General features: G+C 36.6%; 23 protein-coding genes and 3 tRNA genes. 16 read left to right on the plus strand and 10 right to left on the minus strand.

Translation table 11 applies throughout. The features are described 5' to 3' along the window. Nucleotides 1-43 precede the first annotated feature (43 nt). Nucleotides 44-1,393, minus strand: coding sequence for an MFS transporter (locus P375_RS04435; RefSeq protein WP_039134821.1), 1,350 nt, complete (start codon nt 1,391-1,393; stop codon nt 44-46). Between the two features lie 284 nt (nt 1,394-1,677). Between P375_RS04435 and P375_RS04440 the strand changes: the two genes are divergently transcribed. From P375_RS04440 to P375_RS04450, 3 genes are read left to right on the plus strand one after another with little or no spacing between them, the layout of a single operon-like run. Further along, a complete protein-coding gene (locus tag P375_RS04440; RefSeq protein ID WP_052121791.1) occupies nt 1,678-2,913 on the plus strand; it encodes an ABC transporter substrate-binding protein in 1,236 nt (411 codons plus the stop codon). Beyond that, a complete protein-coding gene (locus P375_RS04445; RefSeq protein WP_039134824.1) occupies nt 2,910-4,817 on the plus strand; it encodes an ATP-binding protein in 1,908 nt (635 codons plus the stop codon). The genes P375_RS04440 and P375_RS04445 overlap by 4 nt, the downstream gene beginning before the upstream one ends. Before the next feature lie 2 nt (nt 4,818-4,819). Continuing rightward, nucleotides 4,820-6,067 carry a sigma-54-dependent transcriptional regulator gene (locus P375_RS04450; RefSeq protein WP_039134827.1) on the plus strand — a complete coding sequence of 416 codons (1,248 nt, stop codon included), beginning with the start codon at nt 4,820-4,822 and terminating at the stop codon, nt 6,065-6,067. Between the two features lie 42 nt (nt 6,068-6,109). Here the strand turns inward: P375_RS04450 and purB are convergent, their stop codons facing one another. The 7 genes from purB to mutY all read right to left on the minus strand — a co-directional run bounded on the left by purB (nt 6,110) and on the right by mutY (nt 11,080). After that, complete coding sequence (gene purB, locus P375_RS04455) at nt 6,110-7,477, minus strand: adenylosuccinate lyase (RefSeq protein WP_039134830.1); 1,368 nt, start codon at nt 7,475-7,477, stop codon at nt 6,110-6,112. Nucleotides 7,478-7,493: 16 nt separating this feature from the next. Continuing rightward, the gene (gene hflD, locus P375_RS04460; RefSeq protein WP_039134832.1) at nt 7,494-8,120 is read right to left on the minus strand and encodes a high frequency lysogenization protein HflD; all 627 of its coding nucleotides are present in this window, start codon (nt 8,118-8,120) and stop codon (nt 7,494-7,496) included. Between the two features lie 157 nt (nt 8,121-8,277). After that, nucleotides 8,278-8,353, minus strand: a tRNA-Asn gene (locus P375_RS04465). A gap of 4 nt (nt 8,354-8,357) precedes the next feature. Continuing rightward, nucleotides 8,358-8,433: transfer RNA gene (locus P375_RS04470), tRNA-Phe, on the minus strand. 145 nt (nt 8,434-8,578) lie between these two features. Next, nucleotides 8,579-9,664: a membrane-bound lytic murein transglycosylase MltC gene (gene mltC / locus P375_RS04475; RefSeq protein ID WP_084598489.1), complete on the minus strand. Its 1,086-nt coding sequence runs from the start codon at nt 9,662-9,664 to the stop codon at nt 8,579-8,581. Between the two features lie 6 nt (nt 9,665-9,670). Further along, nucleotides 9,671-9,943: an oxidative damage protection protein gene (locus tag P375_RS04480; RefSeq protein ID WP_039134835.1), complete on the minus strand. Its 273-nt coding sequence runs from the start codon at nt 9,941-9,943 to the stop codon at nt 9,671-9,673. A 15-nt stretch (nt 9,944-9,958) separates the two neighbouring features. After that, nucleotides 9,959-11,080, minus strand: coding sequence for an A/G-specific adenine glycosylase (mutY, locus tag P375_RS04485; protein ID WP_039134837.1), 1,122 nt, complete (start codon nt 11,078-11,080; stop codon nt 9,959-9,961). A 134-nt stretch (nt 11,081-11,214) separates the two neighbouring features. Here mutY and trmB point away from each other — a divergent pair, with 134 nt between their 5' ends. Both trmB and P375_RS04495 read left to right on the plus strand, forming a co-directional pair. After that, nucleotides 11,215-11,967 carry a tRNA (guanosine(46)-N7)-methyltransferase TrmB gene (gene trmB, locus P375_RS04490; RefSeq protein ID WP_039134839.1) on the plus strand — a complete coding sequence of 251 codons (753 nt, stop codon included), beginning with the start codon at nt 11,215-11,217 and terminating at the stop codon, nt 11,965-11,967. Nucleotides 11,968-12,011: 44 nt separating this feature from the next. Then, complete coding sequence (locus tag P375_RS04495) at nt 12,012-12,353, plus strand: YggL family protein (protein ID WP_013746083.1); 342 nt, start codon at nt 12,012-12,014, stop codon at nt 12,351-12,353. A gap of 56 nt (nt 12,354-12,409) precedes the next feature. Here P375_RS04495 and yihA read toward each other — a convergent pair whose 3' ends face one another. After that, the gene (yihA, locus tag P375_RS04500; protein ID WP_039134842.1) at nt 12,410-13,024 is read right to left on the minus strand and encodes a ribosome biogenesis GTP-binding protein YihA/YsxC; all 615 of its coding nucleotides are present in this window, start codon (nt 13,022-13,024) and stop codon (nt 12,410-12,412) included. Nucleotides 13,025-13,029: 5 nt separating this feature from the next. Further along, complete coding sequence (locus P375_RS04505) at nt 13,030-13,467, minus strand: DUF805 domain-containing protein (protein ID WP_039134843.1); 438 nt, start codon at nt 13,465-13,467, stop codon at nt 13,030-13,032. A gap of 244 nt (nt 13,468-13,711) precedes the next feature. Here P375_RS04505 and eno point away from each other — a divergent pair, with 244 nt between their 5' ends. The 11 genes from eno to P375_RS04560 all read left to right on the plus strand — a co-directional run bounded on the left by eno (nt 13,712) and on the right by P375_RS04560 (nt 23,318). After that, nucleotides 13,712-15,013 carry a phosphopyruvate hydratase gene (gene eno, locus P375_RS04510; protein WP_039134845.1) on the plus strand — a complete coding sequence of 434 codons (1,302 nt, stop codon included), beginning with the start codon at nt 13,712-13,714 and terminating at the stop codon, nt 15,011-15,013. A 207-nt stretch (nt 15,014-15,220) separates the two neighbouring features. Beyond that, nucleotides 15,221-15,296 (plus strand) — tRNA-Ala (locus tag P375_RS04515). Nucleotides 15,297-15,483: 187 nt separating this feature from the next. Further along, nucleotides 15,484-16,701, plus strand: a complete 1,218-nt coding sequence (locus tag P375_RS04520) for a tyrosine-type recombinase/integrase (protein ID WP_021461803.1) — start codon at nt 15,484-15,486, stop codon at nt 16,699-16,701. A gap of 831 nt (nt 16,702-17,532) precedes the next feature. Then, nucleotides 17,533-17,673, plus strand: a complete 141-nt coding sequence (locus P375_RS04525) for a helix-turn-helix domain-containing protein (protein ID WP_245176421.1) — start codon at nt 17,533-17,535, stop codon at nt 17,671-17,673. Continuing rightward, nucleotides 17,670-18,248 carry an ash family protein gene (locus tag P375_RS04530; protein ID WP_052121792.1) on the plus strand — a complete coding sequence of 193 codons (579 nt, stop codon included), beginning with the start codon at nt 17,670-17,672 and terminating at the stop codon, nt 18,246-18,248. Before P375_RS04525 ends, P375_RS04530 begins: the two co-directional genes overlap by 4 nt. Further along, complete coding sequence (locus P375_RS04535; protein ID WP_039134850.1) at nt 18,241-18,597, plus strand: hypothetical protein; 357 nt, start codon at nt 18,241-18,243, stop codon at nt 18,595-18,597. Before P375_RS04530 ends, P375_RS04535 begins: the two co-directional genes overlap by 8 nt. Next, complete coding sequence (locus P375_RS04540; RefSeq protein WP_039134853.1) at nt 18,587-20,740, plus strand: DUF927 domain-containing protein; 2,154 nt, start codon at nt 18,587-18,589, stop codon at nt 20,738-20,740. Before P375_RS04535 ends, P375_RS04540 begins: the two co-directional genes overlap by 11 nt. Before the next feature lie 303 nt (nt 20,741-21,043). Continuing rightward, the gene (locus tag P375_RS11975; protein WP_052121793.1) at nt 21,044-21,379 is read left to right on the plus strand and encodes a Mor transcription activator family protein; all 336 of its coding nucleotides are present in this window, start codon (nt 21,044-21,046) and stop codon (nt 21,377-21,379) included. Then, nucleotides 21,372-21,950: a hypothetical protein gene (locus P375_RS04550; protein WP_021462490.1), complete on the plus strand. Its 579-nt coding sequence runs from the start codon at nt 21,372-21,374 to the stop codon at nt 21,948-21,950. The genes P375_RS11975 and P375_RS04550 overlap by 8 nt, the downstream gene beginning before the upstream one ends. After that, nucleotides 21,947-22,396 (plus strand): hypothetical protein, encoded by a 450-nt coding sequence (locus P375_RS04555; RefSeq protein ID WP_052121794.1) that lies wholly within the window; start codon nt 21,947-21,949, stop codon nt 22,394-22,396. The genes P375_RS04550 and P375_RS04555 overlap by 4 nt, the downstream gene beginning before the upstream one ends. A gap of 1 nt (nt 22,397) precedes the next feature. Further along, nucleotides 22,398-23,318 carry a hypothetical protein gene (locus tag P375_RS04560; RefSeq protein ID WP_021462488.1) on the plus strand — a complete coding sequence of 307 codons (921 nt, stop codon included), beginning with the start codon at nt 22,398-22,400 and terminating at the stop codon, nt 23,316-23,318. Nucleotides 23,319-23,915: the final 597 nt, after the last annotated feature.

Here is a 23,915-nt window from a genome sequence, read left to right on the forward strand (position 1 = left end):
AAGAGTAGAAAGGATACGGCTAGCGTATCCTTTCTTTTTTTGATTATTTTGCCGCAGCTGATTTACGTTTTTCTAAACGCATTACACCAAGATGGGTCATATAACAACAGAAGATACAAGCACATACTGCGAATAAGAGTAAATAGAATCCAGCATCCCAGCCAAAACGTTCTGCAAGAATACCGAATAATGCTGTACCAGAGAAGCTTCCTAGAATGTAGCTTAATAATCCGCGCAATCCTGTTGCAGAACCGGCAGCAAAAGATGGTACTAATTCTATTGTTTGTAAAGAAGATAAGAACATAGGAACATAAATTAGGCAACCAATGATTCCAGCTCCAATAGTAACTGTAAGTAGATCTTGACCGCCCCAATAAGCAAACATCGCTAATCCAACTCCGATTAAAGTAATGATGGCTAAAGGCATACGACGCCCTTTGAAATAGGTGTCAGTTAGCCACCCGGCTAGCAATGTTGACGGTATTGCTGCCCATTCAAAAATTGCAAATGCAGCAGACATCTCACCTTTAGAAAATCCTTTAGTTTCCAATAGGTAGAGTGGTAACCAAGTTAATACGCCAAAGCGGATCATATAGGTGAAAACATCAATAAAAGAAACGAACCAGACATTGATATCTTTTAAAATATAATCTCTTAGAATTTGCCAAGTAGAGAGATTAATATTTTCATCTTTAGTTACTACAAGCTCTTCTTTTTCTGTACCCAAAATTTTACTAGTTGGTGGTAATCCCTCATTGTAAGTTCTACCAGTTCCGAAGAGATAGAAAATTAGTGCGATAAATGTTGCTATAGCCATAGGAACAATAAAATGTGCAGCTTGCCAATGTTCTTGACCTAGCCAAGCGATGCTTATTCCAGCAATAGGTGCAACTAGACCGCCACCAACATTGTGAGAAATATTAAAAATAGCAGTGGTAACGCCACGAGACTTCCTAGGAAACCAGCTGGCTAATACAACATAAGCAGGGCCAGCTCCCATACCTTGGAAAATACCATTTAAAATACATAAAAATAAGAAAATCCAAAATGAAGCACTAAACCCCATTAGTAGATTAACGATTGCCGACATTAATACACCAAAAATCATAAAATGTTTTGGATTTGATTTATCAGCTAATGCAGACATCACACCTTTACTTATGCCATATACAATTAGCATTGTGCCGGAAATAAAACCAATGTCTTTTTTGGTAAAACCAAAATCACTAATAAGTTCCGGAGAAGAGAGTAAAAAATTATTGCGTAGAATGTAATAAGCAACATAACCAATGAAAATGCCAAATAGTGCATGCCATCTTAAACGATTATAACGGTCTTGTATTTCTGCCTCAGGAACAGGTATTCCGGGTTTCGATGTTAAAAATGAAAGCATAAAATTCTCCAATTAATAATAAAAATAAATACATATTTATTTCTACGATAAGAAATCGTAACATATGCTAATATATTGAAATTGAAAGATAAAATTTTATTTTTTGAGTTAAAAATGACTCAAAACAGGAAATTATAGTGTCAATTTTGACTCAAAAATAAAGGAGTATTTTAAATAAATACTGGAGAATAATTTTTTTGAGAAAAAATAAACTCTACTGAATACAGATAATATAAAAAATATTTTAAATTTGTGATTTTGATCACAAATTGTGGAGGAAAAAAATGACATTAAAGAAAAAACTCTCTGTTTTTTTATTCTGCACTTTATTATCTATCACGGTAAATGCAAAGAATTTAGTTATTGCAACTTCATTTTCTCCGGAAGTTGCATCTTATATTTCAGAACAATGGAAAACAGAACCGGAGAATAGTAGTGTTAGGTTCATTAATACGACAGTAATGTCTCTTGAAAAATTATTAATGAATCAGAGTGTTAATGAAGTAGATTTGATTATTAGTTCATCGCCTTTTTTATTTTATCATTTACAAAAACGGAATCTTTTATCAACGTTACCTATAAATTTACGTATTAATAGTAAATATGTTCCTAATGAACTTAGTGAAACTACAGCAGCAGTTGCTTTTTCAGGATATGGAATTTTTTATAACAGAAAATTATTAAAGAAATATAATATTGAGACTCCCTCAGATTGGAGTAGTTTAGAAAATAATAATTATTTTAATGGTATTTTAATGAGTTCTCCCTCCCGTTCTGGTAGTAATCATATTATGTTAGAGATGTTATTACAACAAAAAGGATGGAAACAAGGATGGCAAGATTTTCTTTCTATTGTAGGAAATATATCTGTAATATCATCTCGTAGTTTTAATGTTGTTGATAAAGTAAAAATGGGATTAGCTATAGCTGGTATAAGTATTGATAGTTATGCTAATAATGAACTAAATGATCCTAATGTGGGGTTTGTTTATTTCCCTAACTCTATTGCTTCTCCTACTTTTATTGCCATACATCAGTATAGTAAAAATAAAAAAGAAGCTGAAAAGTTTATTTATACATTATTAGATAATCATAGAAATAAAGTTTTTTCTATACAATATTTTGCTAAATTTCCATTCAAAGTGTATCAACCAAATAATTTTAGATATTCACAACAGAAAAAATTATTAGAACAACAACCTTTAGATTATGAACTTCTATTATTAAGACAAGATCTAATTAGAAGATTATTTGATGTTGCTATTACTTTCAGATTAACACAGCTAAAAGAAGTATGGGCTATGTTAATTTCTAAAGAAAAAGCATTAAATAAAAGGTTATATAAACTTAGAAATAATTTAACGACAATTCCAGTAGATGAAAATCAGGCAATAGATAAAGAGTATTTGTTAAAAATAAATAATGATAAAAACTTTTCTTTATCTCAAGAGAAATTATGGCGAGACTTTTTTCAAACTAAACTTAATGAAACAATATATTTATTGAATGAACTACAATGAAAAGAAAAAATAGTATTATTAAGATATTGAAGTTGGTATTTGCAATTAATCTATTATTAACAATTTTAATTGGTAGTGTAAGTTTGTTTTCTTGGTATAAACAAAGTGAACAGATTAATTATATCTTTGATGATTTATATCCAAAAACAAAAGCAACATTGAGATTAGAAGGAAGTGTTAATTTGTTTGTAGATAATTTAAGGAAATTTATTTCATTAAAAAATAATTTAAATAGACCTATTCTATTAAAACAATTAAATAATCATATTGTTGATATAGAAATAGAGATTTATAATTTATTATATGGTGTAGATAAAGATGTTTTTTTAAAATCTATTTTAGAACTTAAAAAATTAATTATAAAAATAGATGAGAATATTCAAAATGGATTTTTAATTGAGCAAAAAAAGCAAGAAATTATTACAAAAATTCAATGGTTACACGATGATTTTAATAATGAATTAGTCGCTTTGGGGCAAGAATTGAGTTGGCAACAAATGAATGTAATAAAATTAGATAAAATGGAGAAGGAGAGAGTTTCTGTAAATCTACAAAATGAATTACAGGCAATCTCTCAATTGAAAAGTATTGAGGAACAACTAAAATATGAAATAGAGCAATTTATTTATAATATAAATAAGGGAAATGGATTAGATGATTATCTTAGATTAAAAGATATAGTGGAGAGAATAGGAAATAATGAAGACATTTATTTAGAAAAAACGAGTCTTGTTACATTATATCAAACAATTAGAATGCTTATGGAAGTGGTATATTCTGAAGATGAATTGTCTAAATTGGTTGGTATGATTAATCAATATCATATTGCTGTAAAAGAAATTAATACATCACAAAAAAATATAATTTATTCAATAAGTAAAATTACTAATGATGTATTTAATGCAACAAAAAATAAGTTTGATTACTTAAATAATGATTTAAAAGTAAAGATTAAAATTATCGGGATTATTATATCTATATCATTAATTACTTCCATATTGCTTATGGCTTTATTTACCTATTTTTATTTGCATAAAAGTTTAAGTGTTAGATTTAAGAATTTAATTAATGTTGTAGAGTTATTGAATGAAGGTAAGGATGAATTAGATATAAAGTTAGATGGAAAGGATGAGATAACAGAAATCAATTTTCTTTTAAAGAATTATACTAAAGTACTGAAAGAGAAAAATAAAATATCACAGAATTTAAAACAAACACAAAATGAATTAATTCAAACTGCTAAATTAGCAATTGTGGGTAAAACAATGACAACACTAGCGCATGAAATTAATCAGCCCTTAAATGTGTTGTCGATTTATATTTTTAGTTTAAAAAAGCTGATAGAGAAAAGATCATATGAGCATTTTTCCAGTTATGTCAATAAAATTGAAAGTCAGATAAATAGAATTAACAGAATAATTAAAGGGTTAAGACAATTTGCTCGTAATAATACAAATAGTAATATGCAATTATTTGCAATAAAACCTATAGTTTTTGATGCTTGGGAACTCATTGAAATTCAGTATAAACTAAAACAGTCAAAATTAATAATACAGGGTGATGCCAATGTTTTTGTAGATAAAGGTTTATTAGAACAAGTCTTTGTTAATTTATTTTCAAATGCTTTTGAAGCCTGTAATGATATGGTAGAAGTTAAGGTGGAGATATTGAACAAAGATCAAAACATTCAGGTTTTTGTGAGTGACAATGGTATAGGGTGGCCTGAGGAAGATTCAGAAAATTTATTATCTCCTTTCTATACTAATAAAGAAATTGGTCTAGGTCTTGGTTTAACAATTTGTCAAAGAATTATGAAACAGTTTAATGGGAATTTAATATTAGCCTCTAATTTAGCAAGAGGAGCAGTTGTTATTTTAGAATTTAATAATACTATTGGAAAATAGGTATGAGTATAAAAAAAGAAACTATTTTATTGATTGATGATGATTTTGATGTGTTGCAGGCCTATCAAACATTATTAGAGTTAGAAGGCTATAATATTATAGCCACTTCTAATCCGGAATACGCATTAACGTTAATTAATTCTGATTGGTTTGGTATTGTAATTAGCGATATTTATATGCCTCAAATGTCAGGATGGACATTATTAGAAAAAGTTAGAGAAAAAGATAAGGATGTTCCGGTTATCTTAATTACCGGACACGGTGATGTGCCTATGGCAATAGAGGCTGTAAAGAAAGGAGCATTTTATTTTATAGAGAAACCAGTTGATCCTCAGAGTTTATTAAATCAAGTTTCAGAAGCAATTAATTTAAGGAAAAAACAGCTATTAAGTAAAGAATGGCAGATTCAGCAATTAGAAACTCATTTTATTGGCAAGAGTAATTATATAAAGAAACTTAGGTCGCAATTACAACAATTATCAGAAACATCATTGCCTATTTTTATTTATGGTGAAATAGGAACAGGTCGTTCTTTGTCCGCACATTATTTATATGAATTAGCAAAGTCTAAATTTGAAAATGAAATTGTTATTGAGTTAGTTGAATTTTGTGATGTGGATAACTTTAAAAAATATTTTGATGAAAAAGAAAATAAATTTTATATTATAAAAAATATCGAATATTTAACAAGTTTATCCCAAAAATTTTTGTTTCAATTTATAAAAAATAATAATAATTCTAGAGTTGTTGCAATAAGCCAATATTCCATAAAAACATTATTGTCGGAATTTAATATCTTGCCAGAATTATTTTATCATTTCTCTCTAACTCAAATAGAATGTATTCCATTATCACAACGTAAGCCTGATATAGAACCGTTATTCCATCATTATTTGACATTAATCTGTCAGAAATTGAATAAACGTAAACCTATTATTACATCGGAATTAATTAAAAGATTACTTTCTCAACAATGGGTGGGAAATATTAATCAGTTAATCTATACAGCAGAGTTGTATGCTGTTGGAATAACAGCAAATAATGATCATTTAGATTTTTCAAGTTATGAGGAAAATGAAATATCTTTAGATAGTTTAATTGAAGAATATGAAAAGAAAATTATTATAGATACCCTGAATCAATTTCAGGGTAAGGTGAATATCGTTGCTGATTATTTGCAGATACCAAGAAAGAAACTTTATCTTAGAATGAAAAAATATGGCTTAAGCAAGCAAGATTATAAAAGATAAAAACCAAACTAAATCTAGTTTGGTTTTATCGTTATGATCGCTTTAAAATGCTTCTACTAATTGTATTGCAGCACCGATATAGGTTGCAGGTGTGAGTTGTTTTAAACGAGCCTTTTCTTCTTCAGGAATGGCTAAACCATCAATGAATTGTTGCATTGTTTGTTGATCCACACGTTTGCCACGAGTCAATTCTTTTAGTTTTTCGTATGGTTTTTCAATGCCGTAACGGCGCATAACAGTTTGGATCGGTTCTGCTAATACTTCCCAGTTCTGATTGAGTTCAGCCAATAAATGAGCTTCATTCACTTCCAATTTACTGATACCTTTGAGAGTGGATGCGTAAGCGATAGCACAATAACCTAATCCTACGCCGAGGTTGCGTAATACAGTAGAATCGGTAAGGTCACGTTGCCAACGGGAAACCGGCAGTTTTTGTGCCAGATGTGTCATTAATGCATTCGCTATGCCAAGATTTCCTTCTGAATTTTCAAAATCAATTGGGTTGACTTTATGTGGCATAGTTGAAGATCCAATTTCGCCGGCAATAGTTTTTTGTTTGAAGTGGTTTAAGGCGATATAACCCCAAAGATCACGGTTGAAATCAATGATAATCGTGTTGAAACGAACAATACAATCAAAAATTTCGGCGATATAATCGTGCGGTTCGATTTGAGTAGTATACGGGTTCCAGTCAATGCCTAAACTTTGTACAAATTGTTGGCTAAATAAGTGCCAATCTATATTCGGATAGGCAGACAGATGGGCATTATAATTACCGACGGCTCCGTTAATTTTTCCTAAAATTTCTGCTTTTTGCAGTTGTTGGTATTGACGTTGTAAGCGGTATGCCACATTTACCATTTCTTTTCCGACTGTTGTTGGGGATGCTGGTTGTCCGTGAGTACGGGAAAGTAAAGGGATTGTTTTATAGGTTTCGGCTAATTTACTGATTTCATTGATTAATTTTTTCCATTCCGGAAGAATAAATTCTTCTCTGGCAGTTTTTAACATTAGGGCGTGAGAAAGATTGTTAATGTCTTCCGAAGTACAGGCGAAGTGAATAAACTCACTGATTGCAGCGAGTTCAGGTAAGGCTTGGCATTTTTCTTTTAAGAAATATTCAACCGCTTTCACATCGTGATTTGTGGTTGCTTCGATCTCTTTGATGCGTTGTGCATCCTGAACATCAAAATTGGCAATAATATTGTTTAAGTAATCGATTGCTTTTTTTGATAAAAGAGGAACTTCCTGAATTGCTGTCGTTTCAGATAATTTTTGTAACCAACGGACTTCAACAGTTACTCTGAATCGTAATAGACCATATTCGCTAAAGATTGGACGTAGTGTGTCGGTTTTACTTTGGTAACGTCCGTCAAGTGGGGAAAGTGCGGTTAAAGCATTGAATTGCATTGAATCACTCCGTTATTTAAAGGGATGAATAGAGTTGTTGGGCAGCTTGTACCAGCTTCTTCCTGAAAAAGAGCAATTTCCATTTTGAACCACCGAGCTGCCGCCATAATACAGCAGAGCGGATACCGGCCAGTAAACAAGCTCGGATTTTGTTTTGGATATCCGGTTGTTGTAAATAAGTGGGCAACCCTTTTACTTGAATCTTGGCGCCTAAGGGGCTGATAAGATCGGTGTAAATACCTGCTAATACAGCTAACATTGAGTTTTCGGTCAATCCGTCATGGAAAGAGAGCTGAGTTGGTAAATATTTGACTCTTTCAGCAAGCTGCTGCTTGTTAGTGGCATTATCATTAAGTTTATGTTCCAATGCCAACAAACTGAGCCAGTAACGGCTTAATTCAGCATCTAACCGCCCTTGTTGATTATTAAGTTGTTCAAGTAGTGTGGTTAAACCTAACTTCAGGTTTTCCAGTTTACCGCCATAGATATCTAGGATTTCTTTTGGCTGTGTCACTAGTAATGTTTGTAAACTAACCAACAGCTCCTGTTCATTGGTTTGTCCTTGGTGAGCGAGTTGTTGAACTAATTTTGCTGATTGGCAAACGCCTGCCAGTGCAAGTGCTAAATCCGCATAATTGACCATAACAGCGAGAAACCTTTACTCGTTAATTGATAAATATGATGGAAAACAGGAGGCAAAATATATCATTGTTCGTTATTTTTTGAAAGTTATCAATTTGCCTTGATTTGATAAAAATTAAAGGCTGTTACAAGATCAATTGTAACAGCCTTTAGGAATTTGGCTCCTCCTGCTGGACTTGAACCAGCGACATATGGATTAACAGTCCACCGTTCTACCGACTGAACTAAGGAGGAATAGTGGTGCCCAGAGGCGGAATCGAACCACCGACACGGGGATTTTCAATCCCCTGCTCTACCGACTGAGCTATCTGGGCAACGTCTTAGTGGTGCGTATTAAACGTTTTTTTGTGTTTCAAGTCAACCACTATTTTGAAAAAATTTTCTTTTTTTCTCACGTTAGCCGTTTTTCTATGCAAAACGTGCAAAATTAATACGCAACAACGTAGAAATTAGCCGATTTTAACGAATAACTCGATAACTTTTTTGCGCTTTATCCACTTTAATCAGGTAATTTCTCGCTTGTGCTGATGGGTGTTTTGTTGTCAATATTCTATAAACTTGTTCAGGTAATAAGCGATTAATCTTATTAACTGCAACATCTTTATCATCATCAAAAATACGTAACACAGCACCGGCACCACCGTTATAAGCCGAAATTACGGCAAAGCGGCGTGAAGTCGGATCGGTAATGCCCACCAGATATTTATTTTGTAGTAGCCATAAATAAGAAACGCCAGCATCGATATTTTTAAATGGATCGAATAGGTATTTCTTAGAAGGTAGTCCGCTTTTCCCTTTCATTCGGAATACATCACGTCCGGCAGTGTGAGGCACCACCTGCATCAAGCCCATTGCGTTGGCATAACTGATTGCATAAGGGTTGAAACTGGATTCTGTTTGCATAATACCGAGAATAAGGCTTTCATCAATGTTGTAATGACGAGCAGCTTTACGGATAAACGGCAAATATTTTTGCGCACGAATCGCAACGTGGTTGGCAATCATTGGAATCACGACAAATTGCACAATATGTCCGTTGTTTAAACGGCGACTTTGTAGTTTGTTATTAATTAAATAATCAGCAAAATCAGAGGCAACGGCAACATTTGGAATATTGGAACCTTTATGGTCAATAACTTGCCCAAGAAGGAATGGGCGGGAGCTGATAGGTACATCGCCATCAGCAAAAAGGTCGATACCGTTTGCATCTGAACCCATTAATAAAGTATGTACAATGGCATTTTTTAAGCGAGCCAAGCTGGTTTGTGATTCAATGGTAATCACACCTTCATCAAAACTGACGTGGCTACGGGTATAGTATTTGTCAGTATATTTAACGTAATCTTTTCGGCTGGCTACCAATAATTCATTTACTCCCCAAATACGGTCGATATTGTGGGAGAACTGACCGGTTAAGATATCCAATGCACGAGTATCTTTAGCAAAGGCGTCGTCGTAATTAATGCTGTCGCTATCATAAGAAGAACCACAACCGGCTAAAAAAAGTGCCACTGTGGTCATAATAAAATATTGTTTAATCTTCATTTTGGCTTACTTTGAAGGGGGAACATAACCTTCGATATGAACATCTTTACCTTCAAATAAAAAATTTACCATTTCTTTTTCTAGTAATTTGCGATGTTCTGGATTCATCATATTTAGTTTTTTTTCATTTACCAGCATTGTTTGTTTTTTGAGCCATTCTGACCAAGCTTGTTTGCTGATAGAGTTGAAAATACGTTTTCCCAATTCTCCGGGATAGAGTTGGAAATCCAATCCATCGGACTCTTTTTGTAAATATTCACAGAAAACAGTTCTTGCCATAAATATTATTCCTCATTACTTCTTATCATTAAAAATAGCTTTTAACTGTATTAATAAATTTTTCACCGGTGTTGCTAGTCCAATTTTGGCTGGCGAAAAATCGGCTAAATCATACCAATATTCGTTGTTGTTTTGTACTGTTTGACCATATTTTGCTTCCGTTTCCGCAACATTTTTTACTGCTAATGTTGATGTTGAGGTATTTGTTACCACTATCGGGTGAATATCCAAATGGAAATGACTGAAAGTATGGCGAAAGGTGGGCAACCGCTCCAATAATTGCCAATGATGTTGTTGCAATATTTGTTGATATTCCGCTTCAGTTTCCATTTCAGGAAAACAGTATAGACCACCCCATAGACCGTGAGGAGGACGTTGTTGCAGTAAGACTTTTCCCTGTTGGACAAGTAATAAAAAATAACGTTCTCGCACAGGCAAGGTTTTTTTCGGTTTTTTGCCGGGATAATTTGCCCAACTTTGCTCTTTTCCGGCGGTACATTGTTGTTGCAAAGGGCACAAACTGCATTTTGGTTTACTGCGAGTGCAGACCATTGCTCCAATGTCCATCATCGCTTGATTAAATTCAGTAACTTGTGTTTTCGGTGTAACTTCAGCACTTAACTTCCATAATTCTGTTTCTACTGACTTCTCGCCCGGCCAGCCGTCAATCGCAAAACAGCGGGATAAAACCCGTTTGACGTTGCCATCTAAAATAGGAAAAGGAGCATCTAAGCAAGATGAGAGAATAGCACCGGCGGTGCTTAAGCCAATACCGGGGAGAGCCAACACTTGTTCAAATTGTGTTGGGAACTTTCCTTGATGTTGATCGCGAATTTGTTGTGCAGCTTTATGTAAATTTCTAGCACGTGCGTAATAGCCTAAACCAGTCCAAAGGTGTAGAACTTCATCTATTGGTGCATTTGCCAATTCAGTAATGGTTGAGAAATGCTGAATAAATTGTTGAAAATAGGGAATTACTGTAGTGACTTGTGTTTGTTGTAACATAATCTCAGACAGCCAAACACCGTAGAGTGATTTATTCTGTTGCCACGGCAACGTTTTTCGTCCATATTTTTGATACCAGTGCAGTACATTTGATGCAAAAGGCGCTGCGGGCGTTGATTGGGCTTGCCACATTGGTTATACCTCTTCAAAAATTAAGGAGGCGAGTTTAGCACAAGCAAAATAATTAAAACATCACAAAATTGGTAGATTATCAGGTAAAATAGGGCAGTTTTTCTTAATTATCACTTTATGTATTCCCAAAATTTATGCAACAGAATAATTTAAATGATCTTGCGGAACAAAAACGAAAAGCAGTCAATACCGCAGAATTTACGGAAGATGGACGTTATAAACGCAAAGTTCGTAGCTTTGTATTAAGAACTGGTCGCTTAAGTGATGCCCAAAAAAGAGCAATGAATGATAATTGGTCGGAATTTGGTTTAGAACATCAAGCAGATCAGTTTGATTTTAAAAAGATTTTTGATAATGATCAGCCAGTGATTTTGGAAATTGGTTTCGGAATGGGGAGTTCGTTAGTAGAAATGGCGAAACAAAACCCGAATAATAATTACATCGGCATTGAAGTGCATACGCCCGGAATAGGTGCTTGCATCGCTTATGCGCTTGAACAGCAGGTTCGTAATTTGCGAGTGATTTGCCACGATGCTATCGAAATTTTACAGGATAATATTCCGGATCAAAGTTTGTCTGGTTTGCAGCTGTTTTTCCCTGATCCGTGGCATAAAGCTAAACATCATAAACGCCGCATTGTACAACCGCAATTTCTTAAGTTGGTGATGCAAAAATTGAAAACCGGCGGTTTTATTCATATGGCGACCGATTGGGAAAATTATGCGGAGCAGATGTTGGAAGTTTTGCGTCAGGAACAGGGCTTAACCAATACTTCAGCAACAAATGATTTCATTCCGCGTCCGGATTTTCGCCCTTTAACCAAATTTGAACAACGTGGGCATCGGCTTGGTCACGGGGTTTGGGATCTCTATTTTGTTAAGAGATAAATTTTTTAGTTGAATGATTAAAAACCAGTAACTGAGGAGAAAATATGGCGTATCAACGTAATCGCAGACAGCGTAAAAAAATGCACATTGCAGAATTCCAAGAATTGGGATTTTTAGTAAATTGGCAATTTGCAGAAAATACTTCCGTTGAGGAGATTGATCAAACAGTAGATCGCTTTATCAATGAAGTGATTAAACCTAACGGTCTTGCTTACGAAGGCAGCGGCTACTTACATTGGGAAGGCTTGGTTTGTTTGGAAAAAATCGGCAAATGTGATGAGAGCCAACGTGAACTTGTTAAATCTTGGCTGGAAAATAACGGATTGCAACAAGTAGAAGTAAGTGAATTATTTGATATTTGGTGGGATTTCCCGGTTAAAGCTTAATTTTTACTGTTATTTTTTGATTGTGCAACGAGCTACGTTGCACAATTTTTTTACAACTAAACATTATTCACTGAATACCATTCATCCAGCTTCTGAGCCAATTTATCCACACCTAATCGACTTTGTGATGAAAATACCTCAACTTGAATGTCGCCTTGAAATGGTAAAATCGCTTCACGCACCATTCTCACCTGTTTACTGCGTTCACTTTGGCTGACTTTATCCGCTTTGGTTAACAGCAGGAGAATTGGCAAATCGGCACTAACCGCCCATTCAATCATCTGTTGATCGAGATCTTTCAATGGATGACGAATATCCATCAAAATCACCACGCCGCCTAAACATTGGCGTTGTTGCAGATATTCACCTAACGATTTTTGCCATTGCAATTTCACCTTTTCCGGCACGGCGGCGTAGCCATAACCGGGCAAATCAATAATTTTGCAATTTTCACTTACTTCAAAAAGATTGATTAATTGTGTACGTCCGGGGGTTTTTGAGGTTTTGGCTAAATTCTTTTGGTTTGCTAATGTATTTAATGCAGTGGATTTGCCTGCATTGGAGCGCCCTGCAAAGGCAACTTCAACGCCGGCATCGGCTGGAAGTTGTTGAATATTAGCGGCACTCATTACAAAGTGCGTTTTATGGTAATTAAGTTTGAACGTTGTCATTGTCATTATCCTTTTTTAAATCGAATTGTTTCACCTTGCTCACCGTAACGGTTGGCTTGTGCTTGCCCGACAAATACGCCCCATTCCATCAGTAGCATAGCGAATATAAAAATCGGAAACAGTTGCCCTAATAATAATTTCATAAAATCTTGGCTATAAGGCGCAATCAAAAAACAGCCTATCGGCGCTAGGAGAATTGCCAGTGCTTTGGCGGAGCGACCGCGGTCGTGCAAGCGTTTCACGATAATCGCCAGCCAACAGTATGTGATCAATAATAATGGCAATAATGCGAAAATTGCACCGCTTTGCTGCTGAAACAGCAATGAAACCGGCAGTAAATTGGCAACCAATAATAAGAAAGCGGCACAAATACCGCTGCCAATCCAGAACCCCTGTCGATTCAATCTGCCGTTAAATGTGAAAAAAGCTTGGGTAAAATACATAAATTTGCGCTTAAAAAGAGGCTATTTTGAGATTTTGTCGCCATTATACAAGAAAAGAGCCAAAAATGTTAAAAATTGCCGATTACGGTAAAAAAAGAGCCTCTATTTTTATTGAGTAGGAAAATCTTAATTGTGATCAAGTTCACATCATTTTTTACAAGACAAATTTTCAAAATCGTTTTAATATTAGCGCGGTTTTTTGATTTCTATCTTTGAAAATTAACTTAAATGTGAGGAAAAACAAATGGCAAAAATCGTTAAAATTCTTGGCCGTGAAATTATTGATTCTCGTGGTAACCCAACCGTTGAAGCGGAAGTGCATTTAGAAGGCGGTTTCGTTGGTCTTGCAGCTGCTCCATCAGGTGCATCAACAGGTTCACGTGAAGCATTGGAATTGCGTGATGGCGATAAATCACGTTATTTAGGTAAAGGTGTGTTAAAAGCAGTTTCAAACATCAATGATGTTATTGCACCGGCTTTATTAGGTAAAGATGCAACTCAACAAGCTGAAATCGACCAAATTATGATCGATTTGGACGGCACAGAAAACAAATCTAAATTAGGTGCGAATGCGATTCTTGCGGTTTCTCTTGCTAATGCAAAAGCGGCAGCAGCATCTAAAGGTTTACCACTTTATGCGTGGATTGCTGAATTAAACGGTACTCCAGGTCAATATTCAATGCCATTACCAATGATGAACATCATCAATGGTGGTGAACACGCAGATAATAACGTTGATATTCAAGAATTTATGATTCAACCGGTTGGGGCAAAAACTTTACGTGAGGCACTTCGTATCGGTTCTGAAGTGTTCCACAACTTAGCGAAAGTATTAAAAGCGAAAGGTTTAAATACTGCAGTTGGTGATGAAGGTGGTTTCGCACCTAACTTGGCTTCTAATGCGGAAGCATTGGCTTGCATTAAAGAAGCTGTGGAAAAAGCAGGTTATGTATTAGGTAAAGATGTTACTTTAGCAATGGACTGTGCATCATCTGAATTCTATAACAAAGAAACCGGTATGTATGAGATGAAAGGTGAAGGCAAATCATTCACTTCTCAAGAGTTCACACACTACCTTGAAAAACTTTGTGAAGAATACCCAATCAAATCTATCGAAGATGGTCAGGATGAATCAGACTGGGAAGGCTTCAAATACCAAACAGAAGTTCTTGGTGACAAAATCCAACTTGTTGGTGATGACTTATTCGTAACTAACACTAAGATCCTTAAAGAAGGAATCGAAAAAGGTATCGCTAACTCAATCTTGATCAAATTCAACCAAATCGGTTCATTAACTGAAACTTTAAATGCGATTCGTATGGCGAAAGAAGCCGGTTATACCGCAGTAATCTCTCACCGTTCAGGTGAAACCGAAGATGCAACTATTGCAGATTTAGCAGTTGGTACAGCAGCAGGTCAAATCAAAACCGGTTCAATGAGCCGTTCAGACCGTATTGCAAAATACAACCAATTAATCCGTATTGAAGAAGCATTAGGCGATAAGGCACCGTTCTTAGGATTAAAAGCGGTTAAAGGCCAGGCTTAATTTCTGATTCTGAATTATGAATGACGAAACTGCACCCTAAAAGGTGCAGTTTTTTATTGGGATAAGCAGAATAACTGTGGTTAATGATCAGGAAATGCGATAAGTATGAGATTTAAGCAAAAAAACGAAAATCTGCCGTTTCTGATTAAATCTCGTTGACATCAATTCAGCGCGCCATTAATATTAGTAGCGTTTCACATCAATTGTGGGGATATAGCTCAGTTGGGAGAGCGTTTGAATGGCATTCAAAAGGTCGTCGGTTCGATCCCGATTATCTCCACCAATCAAATAATTCAAAGTAATTCATTCTAATTCAAATCAGTATAAAATCCCTTATAAATCAACATTTTTACATCATTATATAGTCTATTATGGTTCATTTTGGTTTATGTTGATTAGCTTTTTTAGTACCTGTTTTAGTACCTAATATGTTATAGTGCCTAATTATTGGGTACTAAAAAGGCGGATTTATGGCAAGAATTATCACTCCTTTAACAAATACACAGGTAGAAAAATCGAAGTATTCCACAACGGCAAATAATGAATTGAATGACGGCGGTGGACTATTCCTTGAACTTTACCCAAGCGGGGCGAAGCGTTGGCGCTTTAGATATAACTCACCGACAACAGGCAAGCGCACAAAGTTTACTATAGGCGAATATCCATCGTTAAGCCTTGCAGAGGCAAGAAATAAACGTGAAGAATACAAATCGTTACTAGCTCAAGAACTAGATCCACAATTACACATTCAGCAAGAAGCAAAAAAACAAGAATTTGCGAAAAATAATACTTTTTTCGCCGTTGCGGAAAAATGGAAAGAGAAGAAAGCAGCCGAGATAGAAGAAAAAACCATAAAAAAATATTGGCGCAGCCTTGAATTGCATATATTCCCTTTTATTGGATCTTATCCAATCAGTCAGATCACGCCTACTTTAATTCTTACACCATTAAAACGAGTTGAAGAGCGTAATACTGTAGATATGGCGCACCGTTTAACTATGTATATCAATGACATCCTTAATTTTGCCGTGAATGCTGGAATTATTGCATTTAATGCGTGCCTGAAAGTAAATAAAAGCCTAAAGAAGCACCGGAAAGAAAATAACCCACACATAGACAGTAAAGAAATTGGCGAGCTAATGCAGGCTATAGCGAAGGCTAGAATTAGCAGACAAACAAGAATAGCGTTATTGTTTAAAACGCTAACTATGACCAGATCAGCAGAAGCAACAGGCGCACAATGGGAAGAAATTGACTTTGATAAAAAACTATGGACTATTCCAGCGGAAAGAATGAAAGCTCGTATACAGCACGTTATACCATTATCATCGCAAACTATAAAACTACTTAGGGAAATTCAGCCAGTTACAGGACATTTAAAATATATTTTTCCAAAACGAGGGGAAAATAACAAACCAATGACACCGGACGCATTGAATACCGCTTTAAATCGAATGGGGTATAAAGGCAAGCAAACAGCGCACGGATTGCGCGGATTGGCTAGAACTTATTTGAGTGAAGAAGGCGTTAGAGAAGAATACGGGGAAATGTGCCTAGCTCATAGAACAGGGAACAATGTTAGTAAAGCATACAATCACGCGAACTATTTAAAGCAACGCATTCCAATTATGCAACAATGGGGCGATTATGTAGAGCAATGTGCAAAGGGAACGGGGCTATTTGATTAATCCAACCCGCAAAAGAAAGCTAGCCTTTGGGCTGGCTTTTTTTATGCTTGAAATAATCCTTTGCAAAATTTCCCCCTAGCTTGCCAATTTATTAGGGACACGGGGGACACTAGGGACACGATATAATATATTTAATAAAATCAATGAATTATATTTATTGTTGTGTCCCTAATGTGTCCCTTTGTGTCCCCTTGTGTCCCCAAGTAAAAAATCTTTAAATTTAAACACGAAAATTAAAATCTGTTTAAATGAACAAAAAACCAGCAATCAAACTTAAATTTTTAACTTTTTTGAGTATTTTTCTGTTTATTTTTTATTCAAAATGATTTCACAAAGTAAAAGTTAAGAGGAACTTTTTACACTTAACTTTAAAAAAAGCGGGGATTTTGCCAACTCGTTCAAACCCCGTTTAAAACTTTCGCAATACGTTTAAGAAATTTTAGCTATGTAAAAAGGGGCGATATAAAAATTTAAACGCCATTAAACGCATTTAAACGCCCTTTAAACACGTTTTTAGCACTATCTAAGATTTTTTTTGCGGAGTTACTCAATGGACTTACTCACAGGCGTTACACGGCCACGTAAAATGAGAAAAATTTTTCTCAAGTTATGTGGATTTTAGCGGCTTGGTGGGTACATTGACAGCCTTTTCAGAGTTTTATAGCCTATAAAAGCCCGAGCAAAATAACGCAAAATAAATCAGCTTATGCTGTGTTAAACGATTTTTCAGGGTTATGATGAACGGGCAAAATGTTCAACCAACATTCAAGGAGAAAAGCAATGAACGAAATGCGAGAAACAGCCCTTTGCAAGCATTACACCGTGAAGGAAATGGCGGAGCTTTTTGGCGTATCACGGGGGAAATTAGACCGCCTAGCCCGACAAGGCAAAATCAAGAAAACCAAGTTTGGCAACAGCACGCTTTACAGTGCTGAAGAAGTGCAACGCTATTTAGCGAGTGCCAACCAATGAAAGGAAAAACAAGCGGAGCTTTTCCAAGCGACCAACAAGGAAAAGCCCCTAGCCATTATTTAACGATACCGAGCGAAACAATGACTAATTCACATTCTAACAAAAAAACGTTGACAAGTGCGGGAAATTTGTCGTATTTTAACACCGCACTTTCAAACAGTGCCGAGCCTCGAAACTCGAACTTATACAAGGCGGATAAATACACGCCTCTTAATGCGTGTTTTTTTATGCGTAGCACAAACACACCCCAAGAACGCCCCGAGCTTCACGAAAGCCCAGAGCGTCTATCTATGGTAACGTGTTATGGGAAAGGTTTCGCCCTTTGCCGTGTTCCTTGTATCGCGGTTTTCGAGCCCGTAACACGTTACCGCCAAAGCCTCGAAACTTTCGCGGTAACCTTGAATAACCAATACAAGGAAATCGCCAAAATGATTTATAAATTTCTATTGCTAGGCAAAAAACGCCTAAAAATCGCCATTTTTGCCAATTCAGAACAAGAAGCCCGCCAACGTTTAAATTTACCCCGCGACAAAGCCGCGTTTATTGCAAGAATTAAGGGGGTACAGTATGTTTAATGATAAAGCGTTGGATTTTACCATTACACAAGGCATAGAGCGTTATTTGTCGCAACTTGCCAACAATCAGCAAAAATTAAATGCATTCTATGGCAACGTATCGCTTGAAGTTGATGAAGAAATTTCAGCATTAAAGCACACTATTGACGTGATTAGAGATTATGGCATTGAGAAAGACGCGGAATTAGGGGCTATTTCATCAATCAAGTTCATCAGCTTAGCAAGCACGCTAAAAAACAGTGTAGAGAAGCTGGAAAAATTGATTTTAATCAAAGAAAAAGCAAGCCAATTACTGGACGAAATCCAAAGCCTCAAGGCTATCGGTGAGGAGGTTGGCAATGAAAACTAAGCTAAAAAATGCCCCATTCTTGAAAGACCAACCCAACGAGCCATTAACTGAAATGCTTATTTTAGCGGGGGCGGAAGCGTGGCAAGCGTGGGGAAAAGAGGGCAAAGGGCAAGGCTGGCATTTACTCACGGAATTAATTAAGGGCGACCATAAGCAAAAGCCCGTGATTTTAGGCGGTGAGCAACTTGAAGAAATCAGCCGTTTACGCTTAGCCCCTGAAAAGCAAAAATTTGTGCGAATTTGCCAATTTGGTGAATTGACGCAATCACAGATCAGTGCCATTTGCTTAAACCTTGCAAAGCATAGCGAGGCGGAAACCGTCTCACTTTGCGACAATATCGGGCAATTGCGGGAAAATTTAAGCGATTATATCGCCCGTTTACGCAACGACGAAGAGGCAAAACAATACGCCGAACAGGTGGCGGAATTGAGCGAAGCACCGCAAGCGGAGAAATCCGCCCCTTTTATTGAGTATCGCACGGGAAAATTAAACGGGCTTTATTATGTCGTGCCAAAACTCGACAGGGACGGCGATGTTATTAGCGAGCGTGCAACTTGGCTTTGTGATGATTTGAAAATTGTTGGGCGTGGTATTAGCAACACGGGGCAATTTTATTACATTTTTCAGTGGAAACACGCTTTTAACCATAAAACAATCACGGAAGCAATGCCAACAGCGGACTTAGGGAAATCACAAGCGTGGGATTATTTCAAGGCTAACGGCTTGCGAATGTCCACCAGCGAGCAAGTAAAAAACTTGGTGGATTATTTCCATATTCAGGGAGAGAGCAAGCCCGAATGGATTATCACCAATAAAACGGGCTGGAATGGTGGGGCGTATTTGTTGCCTAACGGGGAAATTATCGGCGAGCCGAATAAGCCGATTATTTTCACAAATAAAAGTGCAAGTAAAATCGGTTACAGCAAAAAAGGAAGTGCGGACAGCTGGCGGGAAGAAGTAGGGCAACATATTGCGGGAAATGCCTCAATGATGTTAGGTGTGGCAACCGCCCTCGCAAGCCCGTTACTTGCGATTTTAAATGCGGATCCTTTTGGCGTTCACTTGTTCAATCAATCAAGCAAAGGGAAAACAACCACGTTAAATATTGCCAATAGTATTTATGGCAACCCTAAAGAAATTTTATTAACGTGGAATACTACCCCGCACGGCATTAATAACGAGGCAAATTCAAGAAATGATGGCTTTCTTACCCTTGATGAATTAGGGCAAGCCAAAAAATTCTATGAAGTAGAAAACATTGCTTATTCTCTTTTCAACGGGAGCGGACGCATTCAGGGAATGAAGGAGGGAGGAAACCACGAAATTAATCGCTGGAAAATCACCGCACTTTCAACAGGTGAAAAGGATTTAGAAACCTATTTACAAACGAAAGGGATTGCCATTAATGCGGGGCAATTAATACGATTGTTAAACATTCCCATTGCGGAGCCTTGCAACCTTTCAGGCTTTCGCAATGCCAAAGAACACGCCGACCACCTTAATCAAGCAACCTTTGAGCATTATGGCGTAATTGGGCGTGAGTGGTTGAAATACTTAACCGAGCATAGCGATGACGTGCGGGGCGTTTATGATGGATATAATCGGCAATGGTTGCAACGCTTACCCGAAGGGGCAAGCGGGCAAGTACAACGTGTTGCAAGCCGTTTTGCGATTTTAGAAACCGCTTTACAACTCGCCCGAGATTTAACGGGCTGGGGCGAACACGACAATAGCGAAGCCTTGATAAAGTGTTTTAATGATTGGCTGGCGGAATTTGGTATCGAAAACCGGGAAGAACAAAAAATCCCCGAAATGGTTACGGCGTGGATTTTGGAAAATCGGGACAGTCGTTTTATTGAAATTCCCAAAAATTCAGGGGCAAGCATTAGAAATACGGCGGGCTATCGCATTTTGCGTAATCATCTCAGCGGAGATAGAGAGCATTTTTATATTTACCCCAAGGCATTTAATGAAGCCATAGGGGAACACCCCACAAAAATTGCGTGCGATGTGCTAATAAGCAAAGGAATGTTAAAACCCGGTACAGAAAAAGCAAAGCCCTATGTTGTGCGAGTGCCGAAGAATATCGACCAAAGTCGCCCCCGTTCTTACCTTGTTTATTTATTGGAAGAAGAGGATTAAAACGAACAAAAAATAGACAAAGCCCGCTTAAAAACGGGCTTTTTTCTTGTGTCCCTTTAATGTGTCCCCAATTTTAAGCCCTATTTAGGGACACAAAAACAACGCTAACATAATGAAAAATAAGCATTTTATTTTTGTGTCCCCTGTGTCCCCCCCCCCTGTCCCGACTGTTTTACCACCCTCACCCCCCAAAAATAAAATATTCATCTGTGTAATGCCGCCAAAAAATCTTTAAAGTGCTTTAAAAGAATTTTTTATTAAAGCGTTTTAATATTTCCACTATACAAACAAAAGGAGAGAAAAATGTCAGCCCCAATTTATTCAAACGATGCTTATAAAGGATTTCAGAAACATTTTAGTCAAGTTGTAAGCAAGGCAATAAAAAAAGCTCTTACTTCTGGAAGAGAAGAAGAGATAGATAAATTTACAAATGAAGCTCTTAAAGAGTTTTGTGTGTTATATGGCGGGATCTCTGTTTATATTCCTATGCGTAAAGCAGAACGTGATAGCGCTAGATATAGACTTATTGCAGAAGAATTTAACGGCAAAAATCATTTAGAGTTAGCTAATAAATACGGCGTTAGCATTCAATCAATTTACAGCTACATAAAGAAAGCGAGGACCCATAAAAATGCCTAAAGCCATTTTTGAAATCTTCAGAGCGGGCAAGCATAACGGCGTAAATTCCCGCCGCTTATGGAAGCCCGAAGAATTAAAGCAAATTGCCACCAGTTACCACAAAAACGCAAAATCCGCCCCGCTGGTTATCGGACACCCGAGCGACAATCTTCCCCAGTTTGGCGAGGTTAATCGCTTAATTTATTGCAAAGAAGCGTTATTTGCGGAAGCGGAAATAAGCGAGGCGTTAATTGATAAAATCAACCGCAACGAAATCAGCGGAATTTCAGCCAGTTTTTATCTGAATGAAAGCAAAGACAACCCAATAAGCGGGGCGGGATTTTATCTTAACCACGTGGGATTTTTAGAAAATGGCAAACAAAAACCCGCCGTAAAAAATATGTTACCGCCTGAAATTAGCGTGCAAAGTTTATATTTTAGCGAAGAAGCCGATGTGGTTTTCTTTTGTGAAAATGAAACCTTAGATTATACCGAGCGACTACACGAAAAAATTTGCTATTTAGAGCAAGTTTTGAATGTAGATTATTCCACGGCTTTTCATTTAGCCATTACCCCAGAGGAGCAACAATGACCCAAGAAAGACTAAACCAACTGGAAGCGGAAAATGCCCGCTTAAAATTCCAGCTAAGAGCCGAAGAAATGGCAAAAAATGAAGCATTTTTAGATGAGCTTGTTAGTCAAGGCAAATTAGCCCCACGAGTAAAAGAACAAGCCTTAAAACTGTTAAATTATGCTGAAAGTTACGACAACGGCGAAACGCTAGATTTTTCAGATGGCGAAAGTTTAAGCCATATTGTGAAAGATTATCTAAGCCAACAACCGCAAATTATTGCGTTTAGCGAAATCGCCACAAAAGAAAACGCCCCCGAAGCGTTGGATTATAAACTGATCAATTATGCGAAAAATACCCCGCAAGAAATAATTGAGTTAGATATACAAATCAGAGAATACGCCGCTAGAAATAAAATAAGTTATTCAGAGGCATTTAATATCATTACAAATAAAGGAGCAAATTAATATGACGACCCTACAAGCAAAACGCATTCAAGACCCTATTTTAACCCAGCTTGCACAAGGCTATTACAATGCAGAGCTAGTTTGTGAAACCCTTTTCCCTATTGTTGAAGTTGAGAAAGAGGGCGGGAAAATTCCCCAGTTTGGGCGACTAGCATTTAGGCAACAAAGCACCGTGCGACAAGTTCACGGCGATAGCAATCGCTTAACCCCTGAAGATGTCAGTGTTATCAGCGTGGAATTAGAAGAACACGATGTAGAATATCCTATTGACTACCGAGAAAACCACGAGGCAAGCTATCCATTGAAGCAATACGCCCTTTCAGTCGTGCAAGATGTAATAGCCCTAGGGCGTGAAATTGAAACGGCTAAAATCGCCCAAGATGAAGCGAACTACAACAGCGAAAATAAAATTGCACTAAGCGGAGAGAGTAAATTTAGCAATTTAGAGGGCAATCCCTTGCCCGTTTTTGACGAGGCAATTAATACCATTGCAAATTCAATCGGACGCAAGCCGAATATTTGCGTGATCGCCAAAGATGTATGGGCAAAACTCAAAGAAAATAAAGTATTGCTAGAACGCATTAAATACACCCGCACGGGTATTTTAACCCCTGAAATTTTCGCCGAGCTTATCGACGTGGAAACGGTAAAAATTGGCGGAGCAATGGAAGAAAAAAGCGAACAGTTAAAGCCTATTTGGTCAGATTGCGTTATTTTGGCATATGTACCCAAAGCCAACGAAAAGCGTAACGTATTTGCCCCCTCTTATGGCTACACCTTACGCCGAAAAGGCGGGTTATTTGTTGATACCTACCAAGAGAAAGGCGGGAAAGTTGAAATTGTCAGATGTACAGATATTCATAAGCCTTGTTTAATGGGAAAATCAGCAGGCTACTTGATAAAAAATTGCATTAGTGCATAAAACCCTACACAATAGCCCCAAAAAATGGGGGCTATTTCATTTTTTCAATAAATCCCCGTTTTTCTCGCCTTTCAGCGTTTTTTATTAGGAATTAGAGGGAATTAAGTGGGAATAAATGGGAATGCTTGAAAATACTGGTTTTAATCGTTTATTTTGGTTTATTGTGGTTTATGTTGATTTTATTTTTTAGTACCTGATATAGTACCCAATTTCTAAGTATATGAATTTAAATTCATTATAAATCAATTAGATGCTTGTTTAATTTTGTTGTGATTATCCCACCATAACCCAAGATTTTAGTAACACATTTAGTAACACGGAATTATAATAGCTCAATAGCGTGTTACTAAAATTTAGATAAATCCATATATAACAATGATTTATATAATATTGTGATTTAGTAACACGGAATGATAGACTTTGAATTGTGTTACTAAAACTTGATTAATCTTAAATATGGCAAGGCTAACAACACCACTAACCAATACACAAATTGAGAAAGCTAAACCATCCGAGAAAGAATATAACTTAGCAGATGGGAAAGGTCTTTATTTACGTATAAAGCCAACGGGTTTTGATCTGACCCCGAAAAGTTAG

This window comes from Gallibacterium genomosp. 2 (assembly GCF_000771895.1).
Classification (GTDB): Bacteria; Pseudomonadota; Gammaproteobacteria; order Enterobacterales; family Pasteurellaceae; genus Gallibacterium.

Excerpts from the sequence above, each read along its gene's own strand:
- mltC (WP_084598489.1), bottom strand. The coding sequence starts at position 9,664 with ATGAAGATTAAACAATATTTTATTATGACCACAGTGGCACTTTTTTTA.
- P375_RS04440 (WP_052121791.1), top strand. The coding sequence starts at position 1,678 with ATGACATTAAAGAAAAAACTCTCTGTTTTTTTATTCTGCACTTTATTA.
- eno (WP_039134845.1), top strand. The coding sequence starts at position 13,712 with ATGGCAAAAATCGTTAAAATTCTTGGCCGTGAAATTATTGATTCTCGT.
- P375_RS04530 (WP_052121792.1), top strand. The coding sequence starts at position 17,670 with ATGAAAGGAAAAACAAGCGGAGCTTTTCCAAGCGACCAACAAGGAAAA.
- P375_RS04540 (WP_039134853.1), top strand. The coding sequence starts at position 18,587 with ATGAAAACTAAGCTAAAAAATGCCCCATTCTTGAAAGACCAACCCAAC.
- trmB (WP_039134839.1), top strand. The coding sequence starts at position 11,215 with ATGCAACAGAATAATTTAAATGATCTTGCGGAACAAAAACGAAAAGCA.
- P375_RS04495 (WP_013746083.1), top strand. The coding sequence starts at position 12,012 with ATGGCGTATCAACGTAATCGCAGACAGCGTAAAAAAATGCACATTGCA.
- P375_RS04505 (WP_039134843.1), bottom strand. The coding sequence starts at position 13,467 with ATGTATTTTACCCAAGCTTTTTTCACATTTAACGGCAGATTGAATCGA.
- hflD (WP_039134832.1), bottom strand. The coding sequence starts at position 8,120 with ATGGTCAATTATGCGGATTTAGCACTTGCACTGGCAGGCGTTTGCCAA.
- P375_RS04435 (WP_039134821.1), bottom strand. The coding sequence starts at position 1,393 with ATGCTTTCATTTTTAACATCGAAACCCGGAATACCTGTTCCTGAGGCA.
- mutY (WP_039134837.1), bottom strand. The coding sequence starts at position 11,080 with ATGTGGCAAGCCCAATCAACGCCCGCAGCGCCTTTTGCATCAAATGTA.
- P375_RS04560 (WP_021462488.1), top strand. The coding sequence starts at position 22,398 with ATGACGACCCTACAAGCAAAACGCATTCAAGACCCTATTTTAACCCAG.
- yihA (WP_039134842.1), bottom strand. The coding sequence starts at position 13,024 with ATGACAACGTTCAAACTTAATTACCATAAAACGCACTTTGTAATGAGT.
- purB (WP_039134830.1), bottom strand. The coding sequence starts at position 7,477 with ATGCAATTCAATGCTTTAACCGCACTTTCCCCACTTGACGGACGTTAC.
- P375_RS04555 (WP_052121794.1), top strand. The coding sequence starts at position 21,947 with ATGACCCAAGAAAGACTAAACCAACTGGAAGCGGAAAATGCCCGCTTA.
- P375_RS04450 (WP_039134827.1), top strand. The coding sequence starts at position 4,820 with ATGAGTATAAAAAAAGAAACTATTTTATTGATTGATGATGATTTTGAT.
- P375_RS04480 (WP_039134835.1), bottom strand. The coding sequence starts at position 9,943 with ATGGCAAGAACTGTTTTCTGTGAATATTTACAAAAAGAGTCCGATGGA.
- P375_RS04520 (WP_021461803.1), top strand. The coding sequence starts at position 15,484 with ATGGCAAGAATTATCACTCCTTTAACAAATACACAGGTAGAAAAATCG.
- P375_RS11975 (WP_052121793.1), top strand. The coding sequence starts at position 21,044 with ATGTCAGCCCCAATTTATTCAAACGATGCTTATAAAGGATTTCAGAAA.
- P375_RS04445 (WP_039134824.1), top strand. The coding sequence starts at position 2,910 with ATGAAAAGAAAAAATAGTATTATTAAGATATTGAAGTTGGTATTTGCA.
- P375_RS04550 (WP_021462490.1), top strand. The coding sequence starts at position 21,372 with ATGCCTAAAGCCATTTTTGAAATCTTCAGAGCGGGCAAGCATAACGGC.
- P375_RS04525 (WP_245176421.1), top strand. The coding sequence starts at position 17,533 with ATGGCGGAGCTTTTTGGCGTATCACGGGGGAAATTAGACCGCCTAGCC.
- P375_RS04535 (WP_039134850.1), top strand. The coding sequence starts at position 18,241 with ATGTTTAATGATAAAGCGTTGGATTTTACCATTACACAAGGCATAGAG.